Below are 24711 nucleotides of genomic sequence, written 5' to 3' on the forward strand. Positions count from 1 at the left end.
CCATCATTCGGACACCCTTTCCATTCATGTAAACAACAATCATGGTTAGTGTGGAGTATATTCCGCAAAATATTCCGCCTGCATTTGTTTCCTTATCTCCTTACATAAGATTCCTGATCCGTCTCAGTAATAAACCGACTTGGCTCACCTGCCGAATAGACATGCAGCAAATGCATCGCCCTCGTGCAAGCTGTGTAGAATAGCTTACGTTCCGATTCACGGGTATACTTATCGTTCGAGCCATCGAAAATGAGCACCGCGTCAAACTCTACACCTTTTGCCAGATAAGCCGGAATGATGTGAACTCCCTTCTCAAAAGAAAGTGTCGTTTTCTTGATTAGTCTGGCCTCTATATCTTTAGAGAGATGTTCGTGGACCTCCTTGCTTTCCTCCGCATTCTTACAAATGACAGCGATCGATTCATATCCCTCATTACGAAGCGCTGTAACATCCTCTTTGATCTGTGTAAACAGATCGTCCTGACCGGATACAACAATCACTTCTGGCTTCTCACCAGCACGATTGAACGGAATGATCGCCTCTCCTCCCGGAAGCATACCACGCGTGAACTCAACGATCTCCCGGGTCGAACGGTAGCTCTGTTGCAATATGATCTGTTCGCTATTATCCGATCCGTATAAATCAGTCAACACAGCCGACTGCTGCAATACAGAGGAATGAGCATATATCGCCTGATTGAGATCGCCGAGTGCTGTCATTCGTGCACGTGGGAACAACCTCTTCAGGAAGAACAATTGGAATGGCGAATAATCCTGTGCCTCATCAATAATGACATGACGGATCGCATGGTTGGAATGGAAGCCAAGGGTCATCTCTTTCAGATAGAGGAACGGTGTAATATCCTCATAGAATAGCTCTCCGGCCTTGATCTTTGAGATTGTATGTTCACAAATGAGCGACCAGTCCTCTGGCAAAGCGTCCATATGAACCTCCTGGACGATCTCCGACTGCTCAAATAATTGACAATACAGCTTCGTTACATCGACAAAACGCAACGATTTGATCCATTTTCGAAGCGGCTTTAGACGCTCGCTAACGACCATTCTTCCGAGAATGGTTCTCTCTTCTTCATATTCGCTGAAATGGTCATTGCTCTTCTGTTGTTGACGGCGCATCCGCTGGTAAGCGCGCTGATAATCCTCGGTATCAAGAAGCTGGATTTGCTCATCAACCCATGGCTGATTAACCTCCTCCTTACCGAAGGCAGCAATCTCCTTAAGTAGCCATTCCTTAAGTAATTCACATCTATTGGCCAGTGTTATCGCAGGGTCATAAGCGTAAAAACGTTCTGAGATAGCTTCCGCTCCTACGATTTCCCGACCCATAAAACGCAGCGGCTTAAATTTCATTCCCTTACGTTCAAGCAGAGCCTTATATCTACCAATCGCCTCAAAGAACTGCAAAGAGGACTTATAGCGGATTCCATCCATCCTAGCCTGATACAATTCATCCTCTTCACCCGTTAACACATATTCAATCTGTACGAATGGATCCTCCAGCTGGAATTCTCTGCCTAGGCGCCGTTCCAGGTATTCCTGAAATGTCGTCTGCAGCATATTCTCTTCGCCTAGTTCCGGTAATACGGTAGATACATAGCTATTGAACATCGGATTCGGAGAGAACAAGATCATCTGATCGGCACGTAACGTCTCACGATGCTTGTAGAGCAGATAGGCCACACGCTGCAGAGCAGCTGAAGTCTTGCCACTACCTGCTGCACCCTGGACAATCAGCATTCGCGAAGTATCATTTCGAATGATGCGATTCTGCTCCTTCTGGATCGTAGCCACGATACTCTTCATTTGCGCATCTGAACTACGCCCAAGCACCTGCTGCAGCAATTCATCGCCGATCGTTACACCGGTATCAAACATTACCTTCAGGTTTCGCCTGCGGATGACGAATTGCCGTTTGAGCGTCATCTCTCCTTCAATGGTACCGAAGGCGTCTCATATGAAGCCGGGCCTGGGACGCTATCGTAATATAAATTTGAAATTGGGGCACGCCAATCATATATCAGAAATTTCTCATCATCTTTATCAAGCAATGAGGCTATCCCCAGATAGATCGATTCGTTCTTCTCTCCCTGTCCGGCGAAGTCAATTCGGCCAAAGTAAGGGGATTGTTGCAGCCGCTTCAGCTTAACAAGAGCGTTGTAAGCAAGCTGATGACGCTTCTCCCGCTCGGACAGTATCTCCGACTGTTGTCGGAGGCTTGTTGAGGTCTCCCCTACATCGTCCGCTTCACTGAAATTAACAGTAACCTCATCCCAAAAGTCCTTCCGCATAGACACGACATCGCCACGGATCGTACCGACTTCTGCTTCCAGTCTAGAAATCCTTCTATCAATTAGGTCCCCAACATACTCAACCCGGTGTTGTTCTTCCTGCCAATCCTTGTCGTTATTGCTCAAAATAGTCGCCCCTTTGTGAATTTATACCAAACTAAACTTGCTAAATACGCCTCAAAAAATATATTGACAATTAGAAAATGGTGTGATAAAATTAGATTAGTTAATTCATGTTCGTTTTAAAATTAATCAAGACTGCTTTTTATTGTATCACTGATATGTCACAAATTCAATCTTATGTTATTTTTTAAAATAGGTCCTGTCCATACGCACTGCGTCTTGCAAGTTCAACGGCGCTTTCGCAATTGGCAGGACTTTTTAGATTATTCTATTTTCTTCTCCCCAATCCTTGTCGTTATGGTCCAAAATAGTTGCACATTTATGAATTTAAGCTATACCGCTAAAAAACATCCAAAAAATACAAGAAACCCTCTTACAAACACTCGATTACAGTGTTAGTCAGAGGGTTCCTTATATCATTGCTTATATTAGCTTACGAATATTACTTCAAGATACTAATGGATTTCGTAGTATTATCGAAGGTTACATCTGCACCGAAATGCTCAGCGATGAAGCGAAGTGGAACCACGGTGCGTCCGTTAACAAGCTCGGCTACTACATCGATTCCTGATACATGTTCACCAATCGTAAACGATAGGGTTTGTCCGTCTAGGGTAATTGTTACTATTTTTCTGGCGTTATCCCAACCAACATCGGCACCTAAGCTTTCAGCAATGAAGCGTAGTGGAACTAACGTTCTGCCTTTAACGACCAATGGAGCAACATCTATACTCATTTCCATTCCGTTCAGCATATAGCTCATCTTACCAAGGGTAAGCTCCAATTGAATAGGTTCAGATTGGGTTGTAACATAGATATCACCTAACCCATTTGCCATAAAGGTAAATTTACCCGTCTCACGATTATAGTTACCACCTAATCGTTTCATGGTACCGTCTGCTAAAAACATGATACCGCATAGCTTGCTAATATCGTTAGATTGCAGCTTCTCTTTGGTCAGATCAAAGGTTACTGAAATACCTCCTGTTAAATCCGTAATTTCCTGGTCATCCACGAAAATCTTCATCTCATATCCCTGCCCTAGAACTCCTTCTCCTCTATCTACAGGTTTTATAGAAATCCTCATCGTCTTAGCTGTATCCAACCGTTTCAGCAGTTCAGAGGATAATTCAATTGAAATGGTGTTATTCGTAACCGTAATAGGTTTATCAGCATTCATAATGGCACTGATCGTATCGTTATTAAGCTCAAGCTCGTTCGTTCCAACTGACATCGTCAATTGAATAGAATTGCCTTGCTTCAACTGCTCTCTGATGGTGTCATCAATACTATCCACTACCGGCGGTGTCGGCACATTGCTGCTACCTGATTTTCCACCACTGCCATTACCATTTTCGTTATTATTGCCGTTGTTGCCGTTATTTCCATTGTTTCCATTACCGTTATTGTTGTTGTCGTCATTAGCCACAATAACGATAGTTAACTCTTTCGTATCAACACCAGCATCATTGAAAGCCATAACGGTGAATTTGTATGTTCCCGCTTTAGAAGGCTTACCTGAAATAACACCCGTAGCTTCTGCTAAATTCAATCCCGCTGGTAAATGACCATCAGTAACTGTCCAAGTAATTGGAGCATCACCTTTAGCTATAAGCGAAACTTGATAACTTTGATTAACTTTCCCGTTTTTCAAAGTGTTGGTTGTAATCGTCGGTGCTGTACTAACTGACTCATCCTCTGCAATCTCAATACCCAGTACTTGCTCAACACTACCAAAATCATTTGTTGCTGCAACAATGAATTCAAAATATCCTGCCTCTTGAGGCGTACCCGTAATCACGCTTGTTGCTTCATCAAAGTTTAAGCCTGCTGGCAAGGTTCCGTCACTTAATTCCCAAGTAATCGGATCGCTACCGTATACCGCAAGTGTCACCGTATACTCTTGGCCGACTTTACCACTTGGCAGATTCTTAGTGATAATTTCTGGAGCCGTATTATCTGGTGCATCTTGAGTGATCACTATACTTAACATTTTCGTATCGCTACCTGCAGCATTGTTAGCTTGAACTTTGAATGTAAATTGTCCCGCCTGATCTGGTGTACCAGAGATAGCACCTGCTACCTCGTCTAAGCTCAAGCCCGTTGGCAATTCACCTTCTATAACAGCCCATTTGATGGGTGTATCACCAACAGCTTCAAGAGTGGCTGAGAAGTCTTGCCCAACTTTACCATTCGCAAGCGAATTCGTAGTTATCGTTGGTGCCATACCTTTATCTTCAATCCATTTCGCATGTAATACGATATTACTTGTAACAGTATCAGTAGTGAAATTCCATACATCGTTTAATTCTGCATCTTGGTACCAACCACCGAATTTAGCGTTATCTTTTGTTGGATCTGTAGGCTCAGTAATTGTGCCACCCATATCCGCGAATTTCATCATAATTTCACTACCACCATTGGAATCAAAAGCTACCGCATAAGGGTTGTGTGCACCAATAGAAGGCATCCTGTTACCCAGTGGATTGCCGAAGAAATCCGTTCTCTGTGTCATATGAGGCAGAGCGTTCGCACGATCAACGTATGGGCTTACTACTTCGACACCTGCACCATAAGCCATGTTGTCGCCATCAGCAAGGCGGAATCCATCCATCGCACTGTAATCAAGCTCAGTATTAACCGTTCCGCTGTTGGTAATCCAATGCTCCGGTGCTAATTGATAATCTTTCAATATGGAATTCAGTTCATTTTGTGTTACGTAACGATTGTCAGCTGTTTTTACATTAGCACCTAAATATCCGCCACCGCCAGCGTCCATACTGCCAAAAATATAAGCTGGATATACAATGTTGTTCGTAAACCGTCCAGCATTAAATGGAGCGGTCGTTCCGCCGCCTTTCAGACCAACGCTGCTGTTAGACCCAGTATAGGCAAATATATTATTTTGGAAATAGATGTTCAAGTTAGTTGCTGTTGGGTCAAACACTAATGAACTACTGTCCTTCAATGGTGAGACGATTACATTGTTATAGAATAATCCACTTAATTCCTCGCTTGTTGAAGAACCTCCCGCAAGTAATACAAGACTATTGAAGCTCTTGTTAAAATCCGGGCTGCGACCGTCGTTCACACTGATGTTATAGCGTACAATGTTGCCTTTTGCAGCATTCATCTGCAAATACCAACCGCCGAAGTTGTTTCGGCTGTAGTTATATTCATACACGTTATCTTCGCAATAGTTGTCAATGTCCCAAGCCATACCGTCATTACCTGCATGATAAGGGTTATCCACCGATTCATTATAGCGGAAGATCGTGCCTTTACTTGCCATAATCCACGCAGCAGCATAGTTTTGCGAACCAAGATATGTTGGCTTTGTATTATTTGGACCCAGTCCGCTACTAAGTTACCGCTCTTATCGCTTAAATAACTGTATCCACAGTCTGTGATAACATTTCGTTCCACAAGGGAGTTGTTCCCTCCGGACATGACAAGGCCATCACCAACCGAACCAGAAATCCAGTTATTTTTAATCACCGCGTTAGATGCCCACGGATAACTTGAATTGCTCCAAGTGATGCCTGTATTATTTGTCCCGCGCTACTTGGCCCGTAAGCATTGTTACGAATACCTTCGTTATCGCAGCGAAGGGTTTTGTTGCCTTCAATCAGTACATCAACATAGCCATTAACAATGATGCCGCCGGATATCTTGCTGGCTCCATTCGCTTGGTGCAGTCCATTCACGTCATGAACATAGTTATCTCGAATGACAATTCCTTGCATTCGAGCATTAGCATAATCTTGAATGTTAAACTGACCTTGCCCAGCTTGGATATGCGGGACATTATAGCAATACCGGAACGTCCGTCACCTGCTTTATTGCCAGGTGTTTGTTACTTCAATTCCGCTAACTTCCCAATAATTAACGTCGTACAACTCAATTGTACCGTTTAAAGTAATGCCTGATGGGCTTGTCGCTGTTCCTCCACCATTAATAATCGGCCGTTTGTTAGGGTCGGTCGTATTATATTTAGTAAGCGTAATCGGATTTCCTTTTTACCGTTGCCGCGCAGTTTGATTTGTTCACCACTCCATATACTGTTTGCATCCAAATAAATGTTTGAACCTGGAAGGAACACATATTCATTTATTTTGGAAATTGATTTCCATGCTGTTGCCGGTGTGCGTCCATCGGCATTATCATCACCGTTATTGGAGAAATAAAAATCACGGGCTTCACTAGGTACAATGTTCAACTCAAATTTGATCTCAGCAGGGTTCAGATCGAGTCTAACAGTATATTTTCCAGGCGCAATATTGTTTCTTGCAAATGCTTCTTCTTTAATCGTCAATATATTGCCGCTAACCGTATAATCCACATTTTGTGCAAGAGTTACATTGCCGATTTCCACACTAGTTAAATCCGCTAAATCAGGATTTACAGTGATTTTATAGTCATCTATTCCAATAACATAAGTACTGTCTTCCGAGTGAGTGTACTCTTTAGGTAAGAGCTTTAATGTAACAGATGCCGTTGTGCTTTGAGCTTTGACTCCGCTATCCATAACATATACGTCATCGATAAAGTGCTTGTTCTGAATATCTTTAGTCGTTCCGGATTTATCGCCCCAGTTTGTAGCAAGTTGCAATGCATCTATCTTATTAATATTGTCTACTACAGCTGTATCGAACGCGCCACCGTCAGTTGATTGTCTATTAATTGCTTTTCCATCTATTTTATAAGTTGTTCCAGTTGTTGTTACGAACCATTGGAATTTGTGCCAGCCTTTGCTACGCTTGGCGTCTACAGGATAGAACCTTCCAGTTGATCCGAACCTAACTGAGTAATTAGTCAGGTTTGCCGCCCAGTTGCCGTCAGCATTACCGTAATTTAATGCGATATGTTCATTGGCCGACGGAGTTAAGCCAAATACCGCGTGATCACCGGATGCCATCCGCCATCGTCATAGTACCAGGCAGTAACAATGGTTGTCTTACCGGCTTCAGTAGGAGCGTAATTATAGGTACCCGGTACACTAGCCACCTGAGCACCACCACTTGTTGTCGCAGCTTTTGCTCCGGTGCGGGAGATCACGTTACTTTGGACGTACCCGTTCGCACCAGTCGTAAATTTCTGATTCCCTTCATATCCATCGTAAAACATAGTGTCAGCCTTATTGAAGTAATCAACGCTGACATTAACAGTTACCTCTTCGTTCGCTTTTGGAACATAACCTTTCTTTACTGTAACGAAACCAGCACCATCAACTTCAATCTTATTTTTGTCTTTATCTGCTGGGCTGAAGCTGATGTTATCAGCAACGAACGTATCGGCAGTATCAACGATTAACCGCTCACTCTCACCTGCCCGTAAAGTTTCATTCTGACGGACTAATGCAATATTAGCTGAATATGCTGCACTCTCCCCTGATTCATCAGAATCTAAGAAGCGTGTTGTTGCGTTACCAATCGCTCTAACTTTAAATGTATCATTAGAGCCCGGGGACAGAGCTACATCATTTCCTGTTGCTGCAACAGGGCTTCCCTTGGCAATTCCGTTACTGAAGAGCTGAACCGAATAGGCAGATGCGTTAGCAACACTGTCCCAAGCAGCATAGGTACCGTTCCATCTGACTTTTCCTGGTGCTGACAATTTCTCGATCGTCAATGTTCCGGATGCCGTAACTTCATCACTTATATTTCCTTCTGTATTAATGACAGTGGCTGTGACGGTGTAATTACCTACTCCGAGCGCTCTTGCATAGGGTAGAACATGATGTCTTTCATGATTGTTAGGCTGGTCAGGACCCCCATTTTTAGATAAATAGTACCCCACTACTGTACTATCTTTGATCAGTGTTACAAGGGTATCACCGTAATTGGAACCTCCTGTGTATATACCCGTATCCGGGTCAAGCGTCGGATTAATGGGTGCATTCACCGGTTTATTTGTCTTAATCAACAAAGGTGCAGAGTGGGACTTTATCATTACCCCCTCTGCTGTAGACACTTGGCAATAATAGAACTTACCTTGCTGCACCGCTGAGTCAACATTGGGCAAAGTTAATACCGCATCATTTCCTCCAACAATTTCAACTCCGTTCAAGCCTCCTTCGTCGTTAGATACAAACCATTGATATGATTTAGCAGTAGTTGTTGCCGTAACGCTAAATGTTGCTGTCTCGCCTTGGTTAACTTTTGCCGCCGTTGGTTGATTGGTAATTTCCAAATTTGGCAAACCGCCTGGAGGGACTAAGTTCAACGTTAATGTTCTTGTTCCTGATTCCGTAGCAACGTCTTTAACAACATAAAAATCGTCAATAAGATGTTTGTTATTAACAAAAGAAACGTTACCTGATTGGTTATTCCACCCACCCGCTATTTTAGGTTGAATGGTTGTACCACTCTTCATAGCTTTGTAAATATCAGACTGTGCTGAATCGGATACTGAATTTCCGTCAATTTGTAAGCTTGCACCATTGGGTGTAATGAGCCACTCAAATTTATGCCAGCCTGTGGAACGATCAACCCCGCTGTCTTTCCAACGTTTATCTCCTGAACAGGCTGATGATAGTGTATATGCCCAAGTATATTTGGTTGGGTTATTAAGAACTTCAGACTGTGGACTTTGATAGAATGTCCCGGCATAGGTAGAGTTCCTGCCATCCAAAATCGCAAATTGGGTTCTTGCAGTCGCTGTCTTCTCCTCAGCAGGATAAGGGTCGTAATACCATGCAGTCATTTTATAATTACTTCCAGCAGGTAAAGCCACGTCTTGATTTACAGCTTCAGTAGTAGTACTGCTGGAAGGTGTAATCGTTTTCAAACCAGAACGGGACTGAACACTAGATAGTGTAAATGATGCACCTAATTTATTCGTTGTTGTCAGTGGACCATCGTTGTTCTCGAAGTCCTCCATAAATAACACATCTGCGTCCTGATAATAACTCGCGTTTGCTGTAATCGTCACAGGGACTCCTGGAGCACCAGGGGCCGCAAATGTATATCCGCTAGCTAAAGTTACCTTACCGTTTTCATCAACAGTTAGCAGGTTCGAATTGCTTGAATCATAACTGAACTCATCAATAACCGGTCCTTTAATAAGTGTGCTTAATGGTGCACCTTTATAAGTAAGGTTCACTCTGCCTGCGTGATCTGTCGCTTGGTTCAGTTCTAGTACAACAGAGTCAAAAGATTCAACCGATTTCTCTGCAGCTGAAACTTCAGATGTAGGCACCAAGCCGGGCAGACCAGAGAATGTCATAGTTGCTGCCGTAACAATTGATAAAGCCTTTTGCATCCATTTTGATCGTCTCATCATGCAATCTTCTCCTTTTTGATTTAATATTTATGGAATCTGAATCTATGGAAACTGAGTAGACACAGATTTTCATAACTGCAAGGACAATACGATTTTATTCACTTCCAAATCATCGAATTGATTGCCGTTATACTTGATCTTCGCTTTATCTGCTCTAGTTGCAATCAACGTTCGCAAGTCAGATTCCGCCCGCCCGTTGATAATAGAATCTTTCACTTCTCCCAGTGTAAGATTAGTGATTTCCGGCTTTGTGACTAACGTGGCAACGACATCCTCGTCCACATATTTACCGATTACCGTTTCACCTACCGAAGCGGCGGCCAATGACTCCCAGAAATTTAGAGATTCAGCATCCTCTTTGGATATATCCAATCGATTTAACACCTTCTCTTCCATGGTCTGTCCATCTATAGCGACCATTGCCGTTAATTCATCAGCAGTACGAACATATTCTGCGCTCCTTGATACATATTCATCTTGTAATTCAACATCGCTCATTTTCGTTTTTTTGACTTGGGTTTCTACCAAATCTGGCCGACGGGCATTACTTAAATACTGCATGTATTGGTATAGATCAAATTCAGGTAAACCGTAGTAAGTCTCGCCTGTATCATCCATATCTGCCCGCTTCGTGTTTTCTTCTCCCATGTCGGACTTTAGCTCATCAAAGCTCTTGTAGGGAGCTATACCTCGTTCGTCTGCAATAATTTGCTCCTCTTTAGCAAATAGCAATGCAGTCATAGCTGCCTTTTTGGCATATTCAGAAGGTGTTTCATGATTTTCGCCGTATTGACGTGTCCAGAAGCCTTCATCTGCTTCTGCACCATAGGTTCTGTAGAAATAATCAGCTGTTATTGCTCGCTGCTCATTGATATAAAAGAGATATTCTTCATCTGTCACAGCGTATCCATCTACTGTAAACAACCAATTTTCAGGCAGTTGGGCCTTTTTGTTAAATAAGGACATCATCAATAAAGCAAGAACAGTCAGAATTACGGCTGCTGAAAACCAAATAATCACGGTTCGTTTTCGTCTTATAAAACCCATGCCAACCACCCACCTTTCCAAATTTCCAGCCTATCTTTGCTAGTTTATATATCCAAATAGCTCAGGATAGGTAATCGCCGAGAATGAGACACAGAATTAATGATAAACTTGGCAAGCCACCCAATGTAAGCGCTTATTTTTACTAAAGATAAACATTTTTGACTTATAAAAAACCCACTAGTTCGCATTTAAGCAACTAGTGGGTTTTTGTCTATATTTCCTCGCTATCCTCCGTTGTTACACCAGAATGATCCGCCAGACGATTTAACCGCTCCAACTGATATCCATATTCATAAATTCCAGCGGACACAATCGATAGCCGAAGCGCCCCATCGATTCGCTCCGCATATCTCTCCAGCATCTCGGATAGAAATCGATCGTTATTCTCAGCAAATTGCTTCGCTTCCAGCGAATTAGGCTTCAATTTGTCGTCAAACTTCAGCATTATGTGCTCATGGAATCTAATCATATGCTCCAGATGTACATCGAAGGCCTTGTTCAACTCCGTTGAGCGCACAGACTGGAAGTAATGCTGTTCAATCGCATCCAATACTTCATAACCTTTATGAAGAGTCTTAAGCATTTGTTTGTAAATAACCAATTGTCGACTCTCACTAAATTTCGGCTTTCGTAGCCTCTTCTGGTCTTCTTCCATCAGCTTATATTTCTCGGTAAGCGAATTAATCGCATCCTCCAAAGAGCGCTTCTCCTGATGTGAGACAGTCTCTTTGATCTCATCCGAGACCGCTGTTCGAAGTAGTAGAGAGAGCTGATCAAATGCCTTCTTAATGAGCTCTTCATACTGAACATGTGGCTTAGGCGGAATGATAATAACATTGATAATAAATGCTGATAAAATCCCGATCAAGCTAAGAGATAGCCGATTGAGCGCAAACGTCCACTGACCCGAGGCTTCCATCACGGAAATGACCGTCACCAGAGTAACGCCTATGGTATCGCCCATTTTAAGCTTAAGACAAATCATTATCACGATAATACATACGAGTCCCACCGCGATCGGTTCATTGGAGAACACCATCCCACCCAACATCGCTAATACCGCACCGAGCACGTTCGTTTGCAGCTGATCAATTAAATACCGCCAGGAACGGTAAATAGACGGCTGCATCGCAAAAATAGCCGCAATCCCTGCCATCAAAGGCGGGGATAATTTTAGCCACATTACAGCATACAGTGCGAGTGTTACTGCGAGTCCCGTCTTTAGCATTCTTGCGCCGAATGTCATTTACATTCCTCCCACGATAAAGACATTTACTATTTTAAATGGACGTTCACTTCTATTCGACAAGTTTCTTCGTTGTTACATAGTTTACGGCATTTTTTTAGCAGATATTAAGCTTTTTTTCAGATATCATTCAGATTTTTTGTCAAGACTGAACATTGTAAGACCCAAAATATTCTAAACGAAGGGATGAGAAAAGTATATGAAACAACTGCTTACCTTAGTGTTAAGCGGATTGACGAGCCTGCTGTTATTGTTCAGCAGTTTTCTGCCCCCGCATCCGCAGCATCTGCAGAAGACACTACCGAACAAGGAACGACGCAGACCTCACTGGAGCACGGTAAACAACGGCATCGGCATGGATGCCATGGTGCACATATCCTAGGCGACTCCGCTAAGCTGCTTGGTATAGAACCTAAAAGTCTTGTCCAACAGTTAAAGCAGGGTAAGACGCTACTCCAGATTGCCCAAGCGAGCAAAGGCTGGAATGAACAGGAGTTCATCAAAAGACTGGCTGAATCTGCGACGATTCAAATTGACCTAGCCCTCGCGTTAGGCAAGATCGATCAAGCTAAAGCGGATAAAATGAAAGCCGATCTTCCGAACAGATTGAAAACGGCTGTGAACCGTGCCTGGAAAGATGAGCCGCGAAGCAATCCGACTACAGACTATCAGAATAACAAAATTAGCTGGATCCCGCCACAGGCTTAAGTAAAGAAAACAGGAGTGTCGATTGTCACATCGGCACTCCTGTTCTAATGCTGTCATTCATGTGGCTTTAATATTAATCAGTCTTTGCTACCTTGCCTATTAGCTTCTTCGGCGAAATATCCTCTACTGGTACCTCTAATACATCAAGCAGGAACATGAAAACAGGTACCCCTACAATGAGCCCCAGACCCCAAAGAAGTGCTCGGATATGAGCAGGATTAGGAAGGTATAGAAGATAGGTAAATGAGTCTTATTAGACATAAACTTCGGATTCAATACATAGGTCTCAGCCGCATGAACAATGGCAATCATGATCAGTACATATATGATCTTAACCAATCCGCCGATTTTGAAGGCGATCGCACATAGAGGAATCAAAGAAATAATAACCCCCATGACTGGAATAAGACCAAGCAGGAAAATCATAATGCCGAGCGCAAACAAATTCGGGAAACCGAAAATCCAAAGAAATATCGTAGAGATCATCGCGTTAATCATCGCGATGAGGAATTGAACTTCAATCACTTTACCAAAGGAATGAACGAACTTCTTACCAAAATACTCCAGTTCAACGAAAAGTCCGGATAGACGGCTCTCTTTGAATTTGGACGTAAAATTCGTAACTTTTTCTTTTTCAAGCAGGAAGAACAAACTTAAAATAATCGCGATGAACAAATTCAAGCTCCATTGACCGATATCCGTAGCGGTCTTGAGCAGGAAATCAAAGCCCTGACCAAGATACTTCGTAATGTCAATGTCCTGAATCGATTCCACCAGGAAATTAAGAATAATATTGTCCGGTAGATTAGTTGGAGGGTTGCTGTAAAAGAGAGCACCTGATTGACAAGATCGGTAAGCTCCTCAACAAAGACAGGCAAGTAATAATAAACCGTAGTTGCCAGTCCGCCGACCATTAGAATGTAAATTAACAATACGGTTATTTTTCGATTAATTTTGAACAATTTGTCCACATGTCTCGTTATGAACCGATGCAGGCGATTGATCAAATAGGTCAGAATAAATGTAATAAGAATCATGTTAAGCATACTGCGGGATACGTAGAGCACGAAGATGGCAACCAAAAGTGCAATTACCCTGCGAAATCCGGGGATTTGAAACAACTCTTTAAAGAATGTCATTATAAGCGACCTGCTCCTTCATCAATGGACTAAAGCAAAATATAAATTTATCTTAAGCTAGCGCCTGCTACAAAGCAAGAACCAAGCTCTAAATTTAATATTATGTATATATTTCTATAACACACTAAAGCTATAACGCGACACCGTGTGTTCTTGCCATTTTACAATCACAAGCATATAATTTCGTAAAATAACTTTTGAAAATATTGTTAACCATGACAATGATGGAGAAAAGTAAGTAGATGCGTCCTGACAGGGACGGTGGTGCCGAAGATTGAGAGCACCCGCGGGAGCCGCGCTGCTGAAGTTCACTCCGGAGTTGGTTCCTGAACGCCGCATGGCAGGTAGGGAATTCCGGCCGCACACCGTTATCTGTGTCTAGAGCTGAGAAACAAGAAGGTTGTCTAACAAGGGTGGTACCGCGGAGAAATCCGTCCCTTGATGGACTGCCTTTTTTTGTTTAGAGAAGTACACAAGATAAGTAGTCCTATTTCAAAAATATGATAACGAGGAGTGTTAAAACATGAGCAATAATTTAGATGAATTGCGCACCAAGCTGGATACCGTTAACAAGGAACTGCTCCGACTGCTTAACGAACGCGCAGAAGTCGTTAAAGCCATCGGGGAAATCAAGGAGAAGCAAGGCGTGCCTAAATTCGATCCGGTGCGTGAAAGAAAAATGCTCGACGAACTAACCGCCCTCAACCCTGGTCCTTTCAGAGATGCTTCGATTAAGCATATTTTCAAGGAAATATTCAAAGCTTCTCTAGATTTACAAGAGGATGATCACAAGCGCCAATTGCTTGTCAGCCGCAAGAAGCAGCCAGAGAATACGGTTATCGATGTGAAAGGAAATCTGATCGGTAGCACAGCTCAAGTGATGATTGCTGGTCCTTGCTCTGTAGAATCTTACGAACAATTAAGAACAGTTGCTGCTGCATTAAAAGAAGCTGGCATCAAAGTAATGCGAGGCGGCGCATTCAAACCAAGAACCTCGCCATATGACTTCCAAGGCTTAGGCGTTGAAGGCCTGAAGATGCTGAATGAGGTTGCCAATGAGTTCGGTCTGGCGACGATCAGCGAAATTGTTCATCCTGCACACATCGAGCTCGCTGAACAATACATCGACGTAATTCAGATCGGTGCCCGCAACATGCAGAACTTTGAACTACTGAAGGCAGCTGGTGAAGCTAAAATCCCGGTTCTGCTCAGAGAGGTATCGCGGCTACGTTGGAAGAGTTCGTACATGCAGCCGAATATATCGTCGTTAAAGGTAACACCCAGGTAATGCTGATCGAACGTGGTATCCGGACTTACGAGAAATGGACTCGCAACACTCTGGACATTTCCGCCGTACCGTTACTTAAACAAGAGACTCATCTGCCGGTACTCGTCGATGTGACTCATTCCACGGGACGCAAGGATATCCTTCTCCCATGTGCCAAAGCTGCGCTGGCGGCCGGTGCAGACGGTATCATGGTCGAGGTTCACCCTGATCCACAGACCGCTCTGTCCGATGCCGCACAGCAGCTTGATATTCCGCAATTCCAGCAGCTGTGGGAAGGAATCCGGAAGTCCGGTTTATTCACAGAGTAGGTGACTATTAAATAAGTGTTCAAAAAGTCCGATTTTCAGCACCGAGCAAGTTTAGATGAAACTAGGGCCTGAGGAGCGCAGCGTACGTACGTGAGTACCTAAAGATATTTCCGTAGGAAACATGACTTCGTAAGCATTTGCTTAGGCCCAGTTGAATTCATTCGATGCCGAGCTAACTTTCAGTGTGACTTCGTGTTAGATATAGAATTTATTCGTTATCAGCAGAGCTGATGAAATTCTATATCGCAAGAAAACCTACCTTTGGATCGAGGTCGCTCAACCTTGAATTGGCTTCGATTAGGTTTTCTTATCTCAAAAGCGGACAGGTTTTACGCAGACAGGCTTGGATACTTCAGCCGAATGTCCGGTGAACGTCAGCTTGCCGCTGCTTCGATCGATTCTGAACAGTACCAGATTGTTGGAATCCCGATTTGCGGCAAGCAAATGCTCACCGTCCGGCGTGATGGCAAAATGACGCGGATGTCCTCCCTCGGAAGAGACGAATTCAACCAGCGATAACTTCCCACTCTCCGGATCAATAGCGAATTGAACGATGCTGTCATGACCGCGATTCGAACCATATAAGAAACGACCATCCTCAGAGATCGCCACCTCAGCCGTCGTATTCTCTCCTTGGAAATCGGCTGGTAAGGTCGATAGTGTCTCGAGTTCAGTTAAGCTTCCACTCTCCGTATCAAAGGTAAATGCCGTGAGGGAGGATCCTACCTCATTAATCGAATAGAGCCACTTCCCATTCGGATGAAACGCCATATGACGCGGTCCGCTTGCCGGCTGCATTACAGCTTCACTTAGGTATACCAGCTTGTCTTCCTCTTGATCAAGCTCATACACTTTAATTCGATCAAGTCCCAGATCAGCAACCATTGCGAAGCGGTTATCCGGACTGAATTGAACGGAATGTGGATGTGGGCGATCCTGCCGATCTGGATCCGCTCCATGACCTGTATGCTGCTGTACATCTGACAATCCAGCCAATGTACCATCAGCTGCTATTTTCACCAGACCCACATTACCACCATGATAGCCTGACACAGCTAAATAGCTGCTGCTATGATCGATTTGAATATGGGAGCTAGAAGGCTGGATCGTAAGAGTACGATTTAGCGCTGTCAGCTTACCTTGCTGCGGATCAATCGAGTAGGAGACAGCTTCCCCTATTCTCTCTTCCTTCTCATTCTTCGTCTCCGAAATCGCGTAGAGCTTCTTCCCATGCTTGTCCACACTAACAAAGGTCGGATTCTTCATTCCGGACGCACTGTCCAAACACTTCATCTCTCCACTGGCTAAATTCAGCTCATACATATATATACCAGGTTCAGTTGACTCGGCATATGAACCAACAAATAACAGCAATCTCTCTGTCATTGGATACACTCCTCCTTCAAGCTACATCTTCACATACGTCTTCTTATTTTTTCTCACTTTGGACAAAAAGTCCAGTCTTATTCCAGCTGTTGAAATTTATTAGGTCTTTGATTTCGGAAGAGCAAAAAAATTCCTGTTCAAAAATTCTAAAATATGATATACTGTAAGCGCTTCCACAACATCTTCTGAAGGGGGTTTTAGATGATGACTGTCGGACTAGAGGAAAGGGATGTATATGAGGACCTTGATCCACATGATACGTATTTCTTCAAAATTGGAGGTCATGGTTTAGTTTGTTTTCATGGCAGAAATTACAGTATAAAAAGAGACTCTCTGCTGAACAAACCTCAACAATGATCTCGGATACTTCGTTTTATCGGATTAGTACGAACTGCTATGTCAACCTGTTCAAGATCTCTGAAATCCGGGACAACATGCTGTTATTCCGGGATGAGATCCATGGAATCAAGACCATCACCGTTCCCCGCAGAAATTTGGAACAGATCCGCCGCTTGCTTCCACAAAGCCTCGAAAGAGACGCCCAGATCGATCAGGTCCATCGGGTCGGATAACAGCCCAGTTCCAAGGGATGCAGCAAAGCGCGAACACAAAAAAACAGTCGGCAGGCGTCACAAGGGCGCTTCGGCTGTTTTTTTGTGTTTGCTATTGTACTACTTAGATGAGAACTTATTTTGCGGCAGCCTTCAAATAGATTCTAGCCGTCTCTTCCCAAATCTCACCTGGAGCAAGACTAAACAGACCGATTTCATCAGCAGGAAGATCCATATTCGGTGCATTTACCAGATTGATCTGCGGCTCAGGACAGAAGAACTTTCCGGAAGCCCCATTGTTCCAGATCATCCATTGTTTATAGGAAGCACCCACATCGTATACCAGAGTAACGCCGAGCTTAGTATCGGTAAGTTCCATCCGGTTTCTCCCATTTGCGGAACAGCCATATAGTGATTGTCCATGGACACAAAATAAGGAGATACACCGCTGCTTTTCATCTTCTGCTCGCCTTCCGATAAAGCCTGATATTGGCAGGTTGGCAATTGACGTTCATTCAGCTCCCAGCGCTCTCCAATCGTCAGCTTAACAAAGCAGTCCTCCTCGCTACTGTCCGGCGCAAATGGCGCGTTCACCGCTGTATGGAAAGCAAACAGACAAGGCATCTCTGTCTCACCATCATTCTTCACGAACAATTGCTGTGACAGCCCTTCTCCACTCAAGGAATATCTCAATTTCACCGTAAATTTGAACGGTAGATATTGATACATCATATGATGCTCATCGATTGTTGCTTTGACAATAACGTAACTCTCCTCGGAGTTCTGCCCAGGTCCACGACTTCCCAAGCACTGGTATGTAAATATCCATGCAGATGGTTGCCTGTTGCGGGCTCATTAATCGGTAGTTGGTACATTTCCCCTCTCCAAGGAAACTTGCCGTCCTCATAACGGTTCGGCGGATAGAGAACAGGAATTCCGTGTACTCCCGGGTTACTCTTGAACGCCTCCATTTCCCCTTCCTCCGGCTCGCGCAAGAAACGGTAACCGCTTTCTAAATCTCTAAAAGCAATTAAGTTGCCGCCAATTTCCGGCAATAAAGCTGCTTCATATTTACCATATTTAAGCCATACTGCTAACTCTCCATGAAATTCCCCTGTAAATGCTTTATTATTCGTCATTCCTATGAATCTCCTCTCCCTGATAACTTGTTTGACTGGTAAGGATTATACAGAATCGTTCAATAAAAGTCACCCTCAATGCGCATAAAAGTCTCTAATAATTACATACTTCAAATGACACAATTTCACTCGCTCCAAGTCGCTCTTCTATAAGTACATGTTTAAAAAGTCAGACTTTCAGCACCGAGAAGGTTGGATGAAGCTAGGGACTGAGGAGCGGAGCGTAGGCAAAACCTACGTGAGCACCGGAAGGCCCGGCAGAATTCAAGATTCAATGTCGAATAGGCTCTCAGTGTTACTTCGTGATCAAAGAGGGACTTTTTAAACAACCTCTAAAACAACACATTCGAAAGAAATGGAGTGTTACTCAGTAATGAATAGACCTTCAGCTCTAAAGACACTACTCTATACAACGATTTTTCTTCTGTTAACTGCTTGTATAGCCTGCTCTAGACAGCCCATAGGACCTAAAGTCTCCTCGATACCGGGCAAAGCTGCAAACGAACATCTGATCCAAGCCGATCTGGTCAAGGATACGAACGGACTTAATTGGATACCGCTGCAACAAGTCACCAAAGAGCTTGGCCTACGCATAAAGGAGACGGATGGGAAAATCAAGCTTGGTTACACTGATGCCATGTATGAGTTGACGCCAGGTCATTCTGGGGCCCTCTCTTACGGCAATGTGGTTACCCTAACCGATGCCCCTATACATCAAAACGGCAAGATCTACATCACAGCAAATTCGCTGTCCAAACTGCTTGGAACTAGAGTACAGACTGATGGAAGAGACGGACGTCACGTCAGGATCGGCGCATTGAGTAGCAGCGCTGTCGGCCCTCGTTCAACAGGCGCAGCAGAGCCGCAAAGAATAAATCGTTACAATACTTTTAGCATTGCCGGGAACGGAGATGAGCTCGTCTCCTATGCTAAAAAATTTATGGGTGTTCCTTATGAATTTGGGGCGAAACCTTATGAACAATCGAAAACATTCGATTGTTCCTCTTTCACTCAACATGTATTCCAGAAGTTCGGTACATCGTTGCCAAGGTTGGCCAGACAGCAGGCCCAGCTTGGCTCTTCCGTCACACGCGGTGACCTACAAAAGGGTGACCTTCTCTTCTTCAGTGTACCCGGACGGTTCGATAATGATAAAATCGTTGGACATGTAGGCATATATATCGGCAATGGTCAAATGATTCACACATGGGGGATCCCGGAGTTCAGATCAGTACCATTGATAGTGGTTACTGGAAAGATCATTTGCTATCGATGCGCAGAATTTCCTAGAACAAATTCACATATATATTGAATGCGCCAGGGGTTGGATGAATTAGTGACCCCTGGCTATTTTATTAATATAGAATTTATAAATGATCTGCATTTCCATTCGCGGACAATTCACAGTATAATAATTAATAGAGTTAATCTCATATTTACATAATAACAGTACAAAATCAGAGGAGATAATCATGAGTGATTTGAAGAAAGCCTATGAATTACTGGGTCTCCCCGAAGACGCCTCGCGGGAAGAAGTGGAGCGGGTCTTTGATATCGAGTTAAGAAAATCGCGAGCCAAATCTTCTGAGCACGATTTCGAAGCGAAATTGAAGGCTTATAAGCTGATTACCGGTTCGGATGACCGTCAGAAGATTGAGGAGAAAAGCCGCAAAAGGTATCAAAAATGGGGTAGATTTGCTGGCACTGCTGAGAAGGTTGAAGATTTCTTCCGACTCTACAGAACCCATGTTATCGTTAGTATTATTGCTATCATTGTTCTTACTGTTGCCACCGTCACATTTGTCAATCACCGTCAAGAGCAAAAGCGCTTGGCAGCGCTGCCTCCGATCGATTTATCGATTATGTATCTTGGCGGCTTTATGAGCGATATGGATAATGGCGGAGATACTGCTTTGGAACAAGCAATGATGGAGCAATTCCCAGAATGGAAGCGTCTCAAGCTTACAATGACTTACTTACCTTCGTCCGATCAAGGTATGGGTGGAGCCGATATGGCTTACCAACAAAAAGCGATGGCCCTTCTTGCGACAGAGAAGCCAGATATCTATATTTTGGATCAAGCCTCTTATGACTGGATCGGCGGCAGCGGGGTTCTCGAAAATCTGGACGAATATGCCAACGGCGTTCTAAAACCGTTATTAAATGAAAATAACAAAATTATAGGCCGTAGTGAGGATGATACCGAGGATCACGTCTACGCAATCGATATTACGAATAGTAAGCTTGCCGAACAACTTCCGCTCGCCAAACAGCAGATGATCGTGGGTCTCCGAATTGGTTCAGAAAATCATGATAAAGCGATTCATTTTATCGAGCGCTATCTGCAGGAAGCCTCAACTAAATAATTAACATGCTAAAATCCCGAAGTCACAAAATTATCCGACTTCGGGATTTTTTGTGACTTATGTAAAAAACGATTGATTTATAGATATTATTCAACTAAAATTACAATATAAACGCGCGTTTATAGAAAGTAGGGATTACTAATGCGCAGCGAAGATATTGCTAAACTAGCCGGGGTTTCCCGTAGTACCGTATCTAGAGTAATCAACAACTATTCCAACGTTCCTGAGACAACCAAAGCGAAGGTGCTAAGAGTAATTGAGCAGTATCAATATGAGCCGAACAGCTTCGCCCGTGCGTTGGCCGGTAAGCGCACTGACACGATTGGGCTGTTTGCGATCAGTATGAACGAAAAAGAGAATGCAACCCGTATTTATCAGAATAGTTATTTTGCTCCTATCGTCGATCTGGTTGTAGATACCGCGAACGCACGTGGTTTCTACGTACTCATTCATACGGTGTATTCTCCCGGGACTTTCAGAAGATTAAGCAGGCATTCTTGCAAAAGCGAATTGACGGCGGGATTCTGGTAGGAACCCAGAAGGACATTGAGCTTGTACGTGAGCTGGTGAGTCAAGATGCTCCACTCGTACTTGTCGACTGATGATGTCTCAGAGATTATAACAGAACGGCTGAACAAGAATCACCTGGCGATTATTAACTCGATGGACTATGAGGGGACTGTTGAAGCGATCGAATACCTCATTGGACTAGGACATCAAGAGATTGGAATCCTCAAAGGAAGGATGAGCACTTACTCGGGACGAGAGCGCTATGCAGCGTTTGAAAGCACGCTGCTTAACCATGGGTTGCCGCTCCGGCAAGATTACGTTCTGGAAGGTGAATTTCTGAAAGAGACGGCATACGTTGAAACAGAGAAGCTCATTAAACGAGGAAAATTACCCACCGCTTTGTTCTGTTCTAATGACGACATGGCTATCGCAGCAATGGAAGCGTTCGCAAATCACGGAATACAAGTCCCAAATGACATCTCGATTATCGGCTTCGACGACACGCAGCTCGCTTCTATGCTTAGTCCGAAGCTGACCTCAGTCCGGCTACCTATCGATGATATGGCCAAAAGTGCCGTGGAAAAGGTCATCGGATTCTGTAACAATGAAGAAGCTATCTTCAGTACTGTTAGCTTTCCGACTAGGCTCGTCATCCGAGAGTCCTGTAAGCCTGCCGCTAAATAAAAGGGTAACCCTATGATTAATCCGGCTCCTTCCTCTTCCCTATTCAAGACAATAGGTATTATTCAGTGAAGAGGAAGATATTTTTGTGCATTGTTAACGCGCGTTCACAAATTGAAGGGAGATCATTGCTATGAAATTTGGACATTTCGACGATACCCGCAAAGAATACGTAATCAATACGCCGCAAACCCCTTATCCATGGATTAACTACTTGGGCAATGAGCAGTTTTTTGGACTTATTTCCAATACGGCTGGAGGCTATACGTTCTATCGCGATGCCCGGCTCCGTAGAATTACGCGCTATCGATATAATAATGTTCCCATCGACGTAGGTGGGCGCTATCACTACTTACGCGACCATGACAATGACGACTTCTGGACACCAGGTTGGATGCCGGTCAAGCGAGAGCTTGACTTCTACGAATGCCGCCACGGACTTGGCTATACCTCGATCACGGGCGAACGCGGCGGCATCTCCGTCAATCAACTTGCTTTTGTACCGCTCGGTTATAACGGCGAGGTGCATCGTCTTACCATAAGTAACACAAGTGATACCAGCAAGACCGTATCTCTCTTCTCTTTTGCTGAATTCTGTCTATGGAATGCACAGGATGATATGACGAACTTCCAGCGCAATTTTAGTACGGGTGAAGTTGAAGTGAAGAATTCCGTCATCTATCACAAGACAGAATATCGTGAACGCCGTGACCATTATGCCTTCTACTCGGTTAACCGTAACATCGACGGCTTTGATACGGACCGCGAATCCTTTGTCGGCCTATACAATGGGCTTCATGAGCCACAAGCCGTTATTGCAGGTAAATCGAACAACTCTGTAGCAAGTGGTTGGTCCCCGTTGGCTCTCACCAAGTCAAACTGACGCTGGCAGCAGGTGAAGAACAAAGTATGATCTTCATTCTTGGCTATGTTGAAGTTCCTGAAGAAGAGAAATGGGAATCTCCGAGCGTTATTAACAAGAAGCCTGCAGAAGCCATGATCGCCCAGTTCTCCACCGATACCGCAGTGGACCAAGCGATGAATGATTTGGCTGCATACTGGGATGGACTACTCAGTAAGTATCAAATCAAGAGTAATGACGATAAGCTGAACCGCATGGTCAACATTTGGAACCCCTATCAGTGTATGGTCACATTCAATATGTCAAGGTCCGCTTCTTACTTTGAATCTGGCATCGGCCGTGGCATGGGGTTCCGTGACTCCAACCAGGATTTACTCGGTTTCGTGCATCAAATCCCGGAGAGAGCAAGAGAACGGATTCTTGATATCGCGGCAACCCAGTTCGAAGATGGGAGTGCCTATCATCAATATCAACCACTGACCAAGAAAGGCAATAACGAGATCGGCAGCGGATTTAACGATGACCCACTCTGGCTTATCTCGGGAACATCCGCCTATATTAAGGAGACCGGCGATTTCAGTATTCTTGATGAACAAGTACCGTTCGATTCCAATCCAGATAATACGGCAACACTGTTCGAGCATTTGAAGCGCTCCTTCTATCATGTCGTGAACAATCTTGGACCTCACAAATTGCCACTAATCGGCCGCGCGGACTGGAATGATTGCCTCAACCTGAACTGTTTTTCCAAGGAACCGGGCGAATCCTTCCAGACTACAGCCAATATTGAGGGCCGTATAGCGGAATCCGTCTTTATCGCCGGACTGTTCGTATTCGTTGGCCCTGATTTTGTGGAATTATGTCTCAGCCGAGGACTGAATGAGGAAGCGACTGAGGCCGTCAAGCACATCGATACGATGCGTGCCTTTACGCTGGAGCATGGATTTGAAGGCGATTGGTTCCTACGTGCCTATGATCATTACGGCGACAAAATTGGTAGCAAAGATAATGAGGAAGGGCAAATCTTCATCGAGCCGCAAGGCATGTGCGTCATGGCTAGAATTGGTGTTGAAGGTGGCCAAGCGGAGAAGGCTCTTCGTTCCGTGGAAGAGCGACTCGACACGAAATACGGGATCGTATTGCAGCAACCTCCTTATTCCAAGTACTACATCAATCTCGGAGAAATCTCGAGCTACCCTCCAGGGTATAAGGAGAACGCCGGTATTTTCTGTCACAACAATCCGTGGATTATGATCGCAGAGACCGTGCTAGGCCATGGGGATCGGGCGTTTGATGTCTATTCGAAGATCGCTCCTGCATACCTTGAAGACATTAGTGACATTCATCGGACTGAGCCTTATGTCTATTCGCAAATGATCGCAGGCAAAGACGCCGTCCGTCACGGGAAGCGAAGAACTCCTGGTTAACTGGTACGGCTGCCTGGAACTATGTGGCGATTACGCAAGCCATTCTCGGAATTCAGGCCGACTTCACTGGCTTGAAGATCGATCCTTGCATCCCTGCCGCCTGGGACACCTTCAAAATCACTCGCGCATTCCGTGGTGACACTTATGAGATCGAAATTCTCAACCCTGAGCATGTATCCAAAGGTTTGAAGAGCATTTCTATAGACGGTCAGTCCATTGAAGGAAATGTCATCCCTCCTGCTGGAGATGGGGCTGTTCATAAAGTAACTGTCGTGATGGGTAGCCTGGCCGAATAACTGATTTTACAGCCATGAATGAGAGAAACCTGCATTTCTGCA

13 protein-coding genes and 5 pseudogenes are annotated in these 24711 nt (G+C 44.2%); 8 read left to right on the forward strand and 10 right to left on the reverse strand.

Annotated features, from left to right (window positions below; all coding sequences use genetic code 11):
* Positions 1-92: 92 nt before the first annotated feature.
* From helD to RE628_RS17450, 7 genes and pseudogenes are all read right to left on the reverse strand, one after another.
* Positions 93-2437, reverse strand: a pseudogene (gene helD, locus RE628_RS17420) (RNA polymerase recycling motor HelD).
* Between the two features lie 436 nt (positions 2438-2873).
* Complete coding sequence (locus RE628_RS17425) at positions 2874-5723, reverse strand: putative Ig domain-containing protein (RefSeq protein WP_309154231.1); 2850 nt, start codon at positions 5721-5723, stop codon at positions 2874-2876.
* Positions 5724-5925: 202 nt separating this feature from the next.
* Positions 5926-6177, reverse strand: a complete 252-nt coding sequence (locus RE628_RS17430; protein ID WP_309154232.1) for a hypothetical protein — start codon at positions 6175-6177, stop codon at positions 5926-5928.
* A gap of 167 nt (positions 6178-6344) precedes the next feature.
* On the reverse strand, positions 6345-7349 hold the full coding sequence (locus RE628_RS17435) for a X2-like carbohydrate binding domain-containing protein (protein ID WP_309154233.1): 1005 nt from the start codon (positions 7347-7349) through the stop codon (positions 6345-6347).
* Positions 7316-9715 carry an immunoglobulin domain-containing protein gene (locus RE628_RS17440; RefSeq protein WP_309154234.1) on the reverse strand — a complete coding sequence of 800 codons (2400 nt, stop codon included), beginning with the start codon at positions 9713-9715 and terminating at the stop codon, positions 7316-7318. Before RE628_RS17440 ends, RE628_RS17435 begins: the two co-directional genes overlap by 34 nt.
* Positions 9716-9784: 69 nt before the next feature.
* Positions 9785-10762: a hypothetical protein gene (locus tag RE628_RS17445; protein ID WP_309154235.1), complete on the reverse strand. Its 978-nt coding sequence runs from the start codon at positions 10760-10762 to the stop codon at positions 9785-9787.
* 211 nt (positions 10763-10973) lie between these two features.
* Entirely contained in the window at positions 10974-12008 is a 1035-nt protein-coding gene (locus RE628_RS17450) for an FUSC family protein (RefSeq protein WP_309154236.1), read from the reverse strand.
* A gap of 186 nt (positions 12009-12194) precedes the next feature.
* Here RE628_RS17450 and RE628_RS17455 point away from each other — a divergent pair, with 186 nt between their 5' ends.
* Complete coding sequence (locus RE628_RS17455; protein WP_309154237.1) at positions 12195-12716, forward strand: hypothetical protein; 522 nt, start codon at positions 12195-12197, stop codon at positions 12714-12716.
* A 73-nt stretch (positions 12717-12789) separates the two neighbouring features.
* Here RE628_RS17455 and RE628_RS17460 read toward each other — a convergent pair.
* A pseudogene (locus RE628_RS17460) lies at positions 12790-13855 on the reverse strand (AI-2E family transporter).
* Between the two features lie 523 nt (positions 13856-14378).
* Between RE628_RS17460 and RE628_RS17465 the strand changes: the two are divergent.
* A pseudogene (locus tag RE628_RS17465) lies at positions 14379-15451 on the forward strand (bifunctional 3-deoxy-7-phosphoheptulonate synthase/chorismate mutase).
* Between the two features lie 312 nt (positions 15452-15763).
* Here RE628_RS17465 and RE628_RS17470 read toward each other — a convergent pair.
* Positions 15764-16837: a lactonase family protein gene (locus RE628_RS17470; RefSeq protein WP_309154238.1), complete on the reverse strand. Its 1074-nt coding sequence runs from the start codon at positions 16835-16837 to the stop codon at positions 15764-15766.
* A gap of 353 nt (positions 16838-17190) precedes the next feature.
* Here RE628_RS17470 and RE628_RS17475 point away from each other — a divergent pair, with 353 nt between their 5' ends.
* Positions 17191-17409 carry a LytTR family transcriptional regulator DNA-binding domain-containing protein gene (locus RE628_RS17475; RefSeq protein WP_309159497.1) on the forward strand — a complete coding sequence of 73 codons (219 nt, stop codon included), beginning with the start codon at positions 17191-17193 and terminating at the stop codon, positions 17407-17409.
* Positions 17410-17524: 115 nt separating this feature from the next.
* Here the strand turns inward: RE628_RS17475 and RE628_RS17480 are convergent.
* Positions 17525-18527, reverse strand: a pseudogene (locus tag RE628_RS17480) (aldose 1-epimerase).
* Between the two features lie 373 nt (positions 18528-18900).
* Here RE628_RS17480 and RE628_RS17485 point away from each other — a divergent pair.
* From RE628_RS17485 to RE628_RS17505, 5 genes and pseudogenes are all read left to right on the forward strand, one after another.
* Complete coding sequence (locus RE628_RS17485; protein ID WP_309154239.1) at positions 18901-19839, forward strand: C40 family peptidase; 939 nt, start codon at positions 18901-18903, stop codon at positions 19837-19839.
* A 160-nt stretch (positions 19840-19999) separates the two neighbouring features.
* Positions 20000-20893, forward strand: a complete 894-nt coding sequence (locus RE628_RS17490; RefSeq protein WP_309154240.1) for a molecular chaperone DnaJ — start codon at positions 20000-20002, stop codon at positions 20891-20893.
* Positions 20894-21034: 141 nt separating this feature from the next.
* The gene (locus tag RE628_RS17495) at positions 21035-21424 is read left to right on the forward strand and encodes a LacI family DNA-binding transcriptional regulator (RefSeq protein ID WP_309154241.1); all 390 of its coding nucleotides are present in this window, start codon (positions 21035-21037) and stop codon (positions 21422-21424) included.
* A 60-nt stretch (positions 21425-21484) separates the two neighbouring features.
* Positions 21485-22087: a LacI family DNA-binding transcriptional regulator gene (locus tag RE628_RS17500; protein ID WP_309154242.1), complete on the forward strand. Its 603-nt coding sequence runs from the start codon at positions 21485-21487 to the stop codon at positions 22085-22087.
* 130 nt (positions 22088-22217) lie between these two features.
* Positions 22218-24669 (forward strand): annotated as a pseudogene (locus RE628_RS17505) (GH36-type glycosyl hydrolase domain-containing protein).
* Positions 24670-24711 lie beyond the last annotated feature (42 nt).

Origin of the sequence: Paenibacillus sp. D2_2 (assembly GCF_031199965.1) — a bacterium.
Lineage (GTDB): Bacteria > Bacillota > Bacilli > Paenibacillales > Paenibacillaceae > Fontibacillus.

Excerpts from the sequence above, each read along its gene's own strand:
- RE628_RS17425 (WP_309154231.1), bottom strand. The coding sequence starts at position 5,723 with ATGGCAAGTAAAGGCACGATCTTCCGCTATAATGAATCGGTGGATAAC.
- RE628_RS17430 (WP_309154232.1), bottom strand. The coding sequence starts at position 6,177 with ATGCAAGGAATTGTCATTCGAGATAACTATGTTCATGACGTGAATGGA.
- RE628_RS17435 (WP_309154233.1), bottom strand. The coding sequence starts at position 7,349 with ATGGCATCCGGTGATCACGCGGTATTTGGCTTAACTCCGTCGGCCAAT.
- RE628_RS17440 (WP_309154234.1), bottom strand. The coding sequence starts at position 9,715 with ATGATGAGACGATCAAAATGGATGCAAAAGGCTTTATCAATTGTTACG.
- RE628_RS17445 (WP_309154235.1), bottom strand. The coding sequence starts at position 10,762 with ATGGGTTTTATAAGACGAAAACGAACCGTGATTATTTGGTTTTCAGCA.
- RE628_RS17450 (WP_309154236.1), bottom strand. The coding sequence starts at position 12,008 with ATGACATTCGGCGCAAGAATGCTAAAGACGGGACTCGCAGTAACACTC.
- RE628_RS17455 (WP_309154237.1), top strand. The coding sequence starts at position 12,195 with ATGAGAAAAGTATATGAAACAACTGCTTACCTTAGTGTTAAGCGGATT.
- RE628_RS17470 (WP_309154238.1), bottom strand. The coding sequence starts at position 16,837 with ATGACAGAGAGATTGCTGTTATTTGTTGGTTCATATGCCGAGTCAACT.
- RE628_RS17475 (WP_309159497.1), top strand. The coding sequence starts at position 17,191 with ATGATCTCGGATACTTCGTTTTATCGGATTAGTACGAACTGCTATGTC.
- RE628_RS17485 (WP_309154239.1), top strand. The coding sequence starts at position 18,901 with ATGAATAGACCTTCAGCTCTAAAGACACTACTCTATACAACGATTTTT.
- RE628_RS17490 (WP_309154240.1), top strand. The coding sequence starts at position 20,000 with ATGAGTGATTTGAAGAAAGCCTATGAATTACTGGGTCTCCCCGAAGAC.
- RE628_RS17495 (WP_309154241.1), top strand. The coding sequence starts at position 21,035 with ATGCGCAGCGAAGATATTGCTAAACTAGCCGGGGTTTCCCGTAGTACC.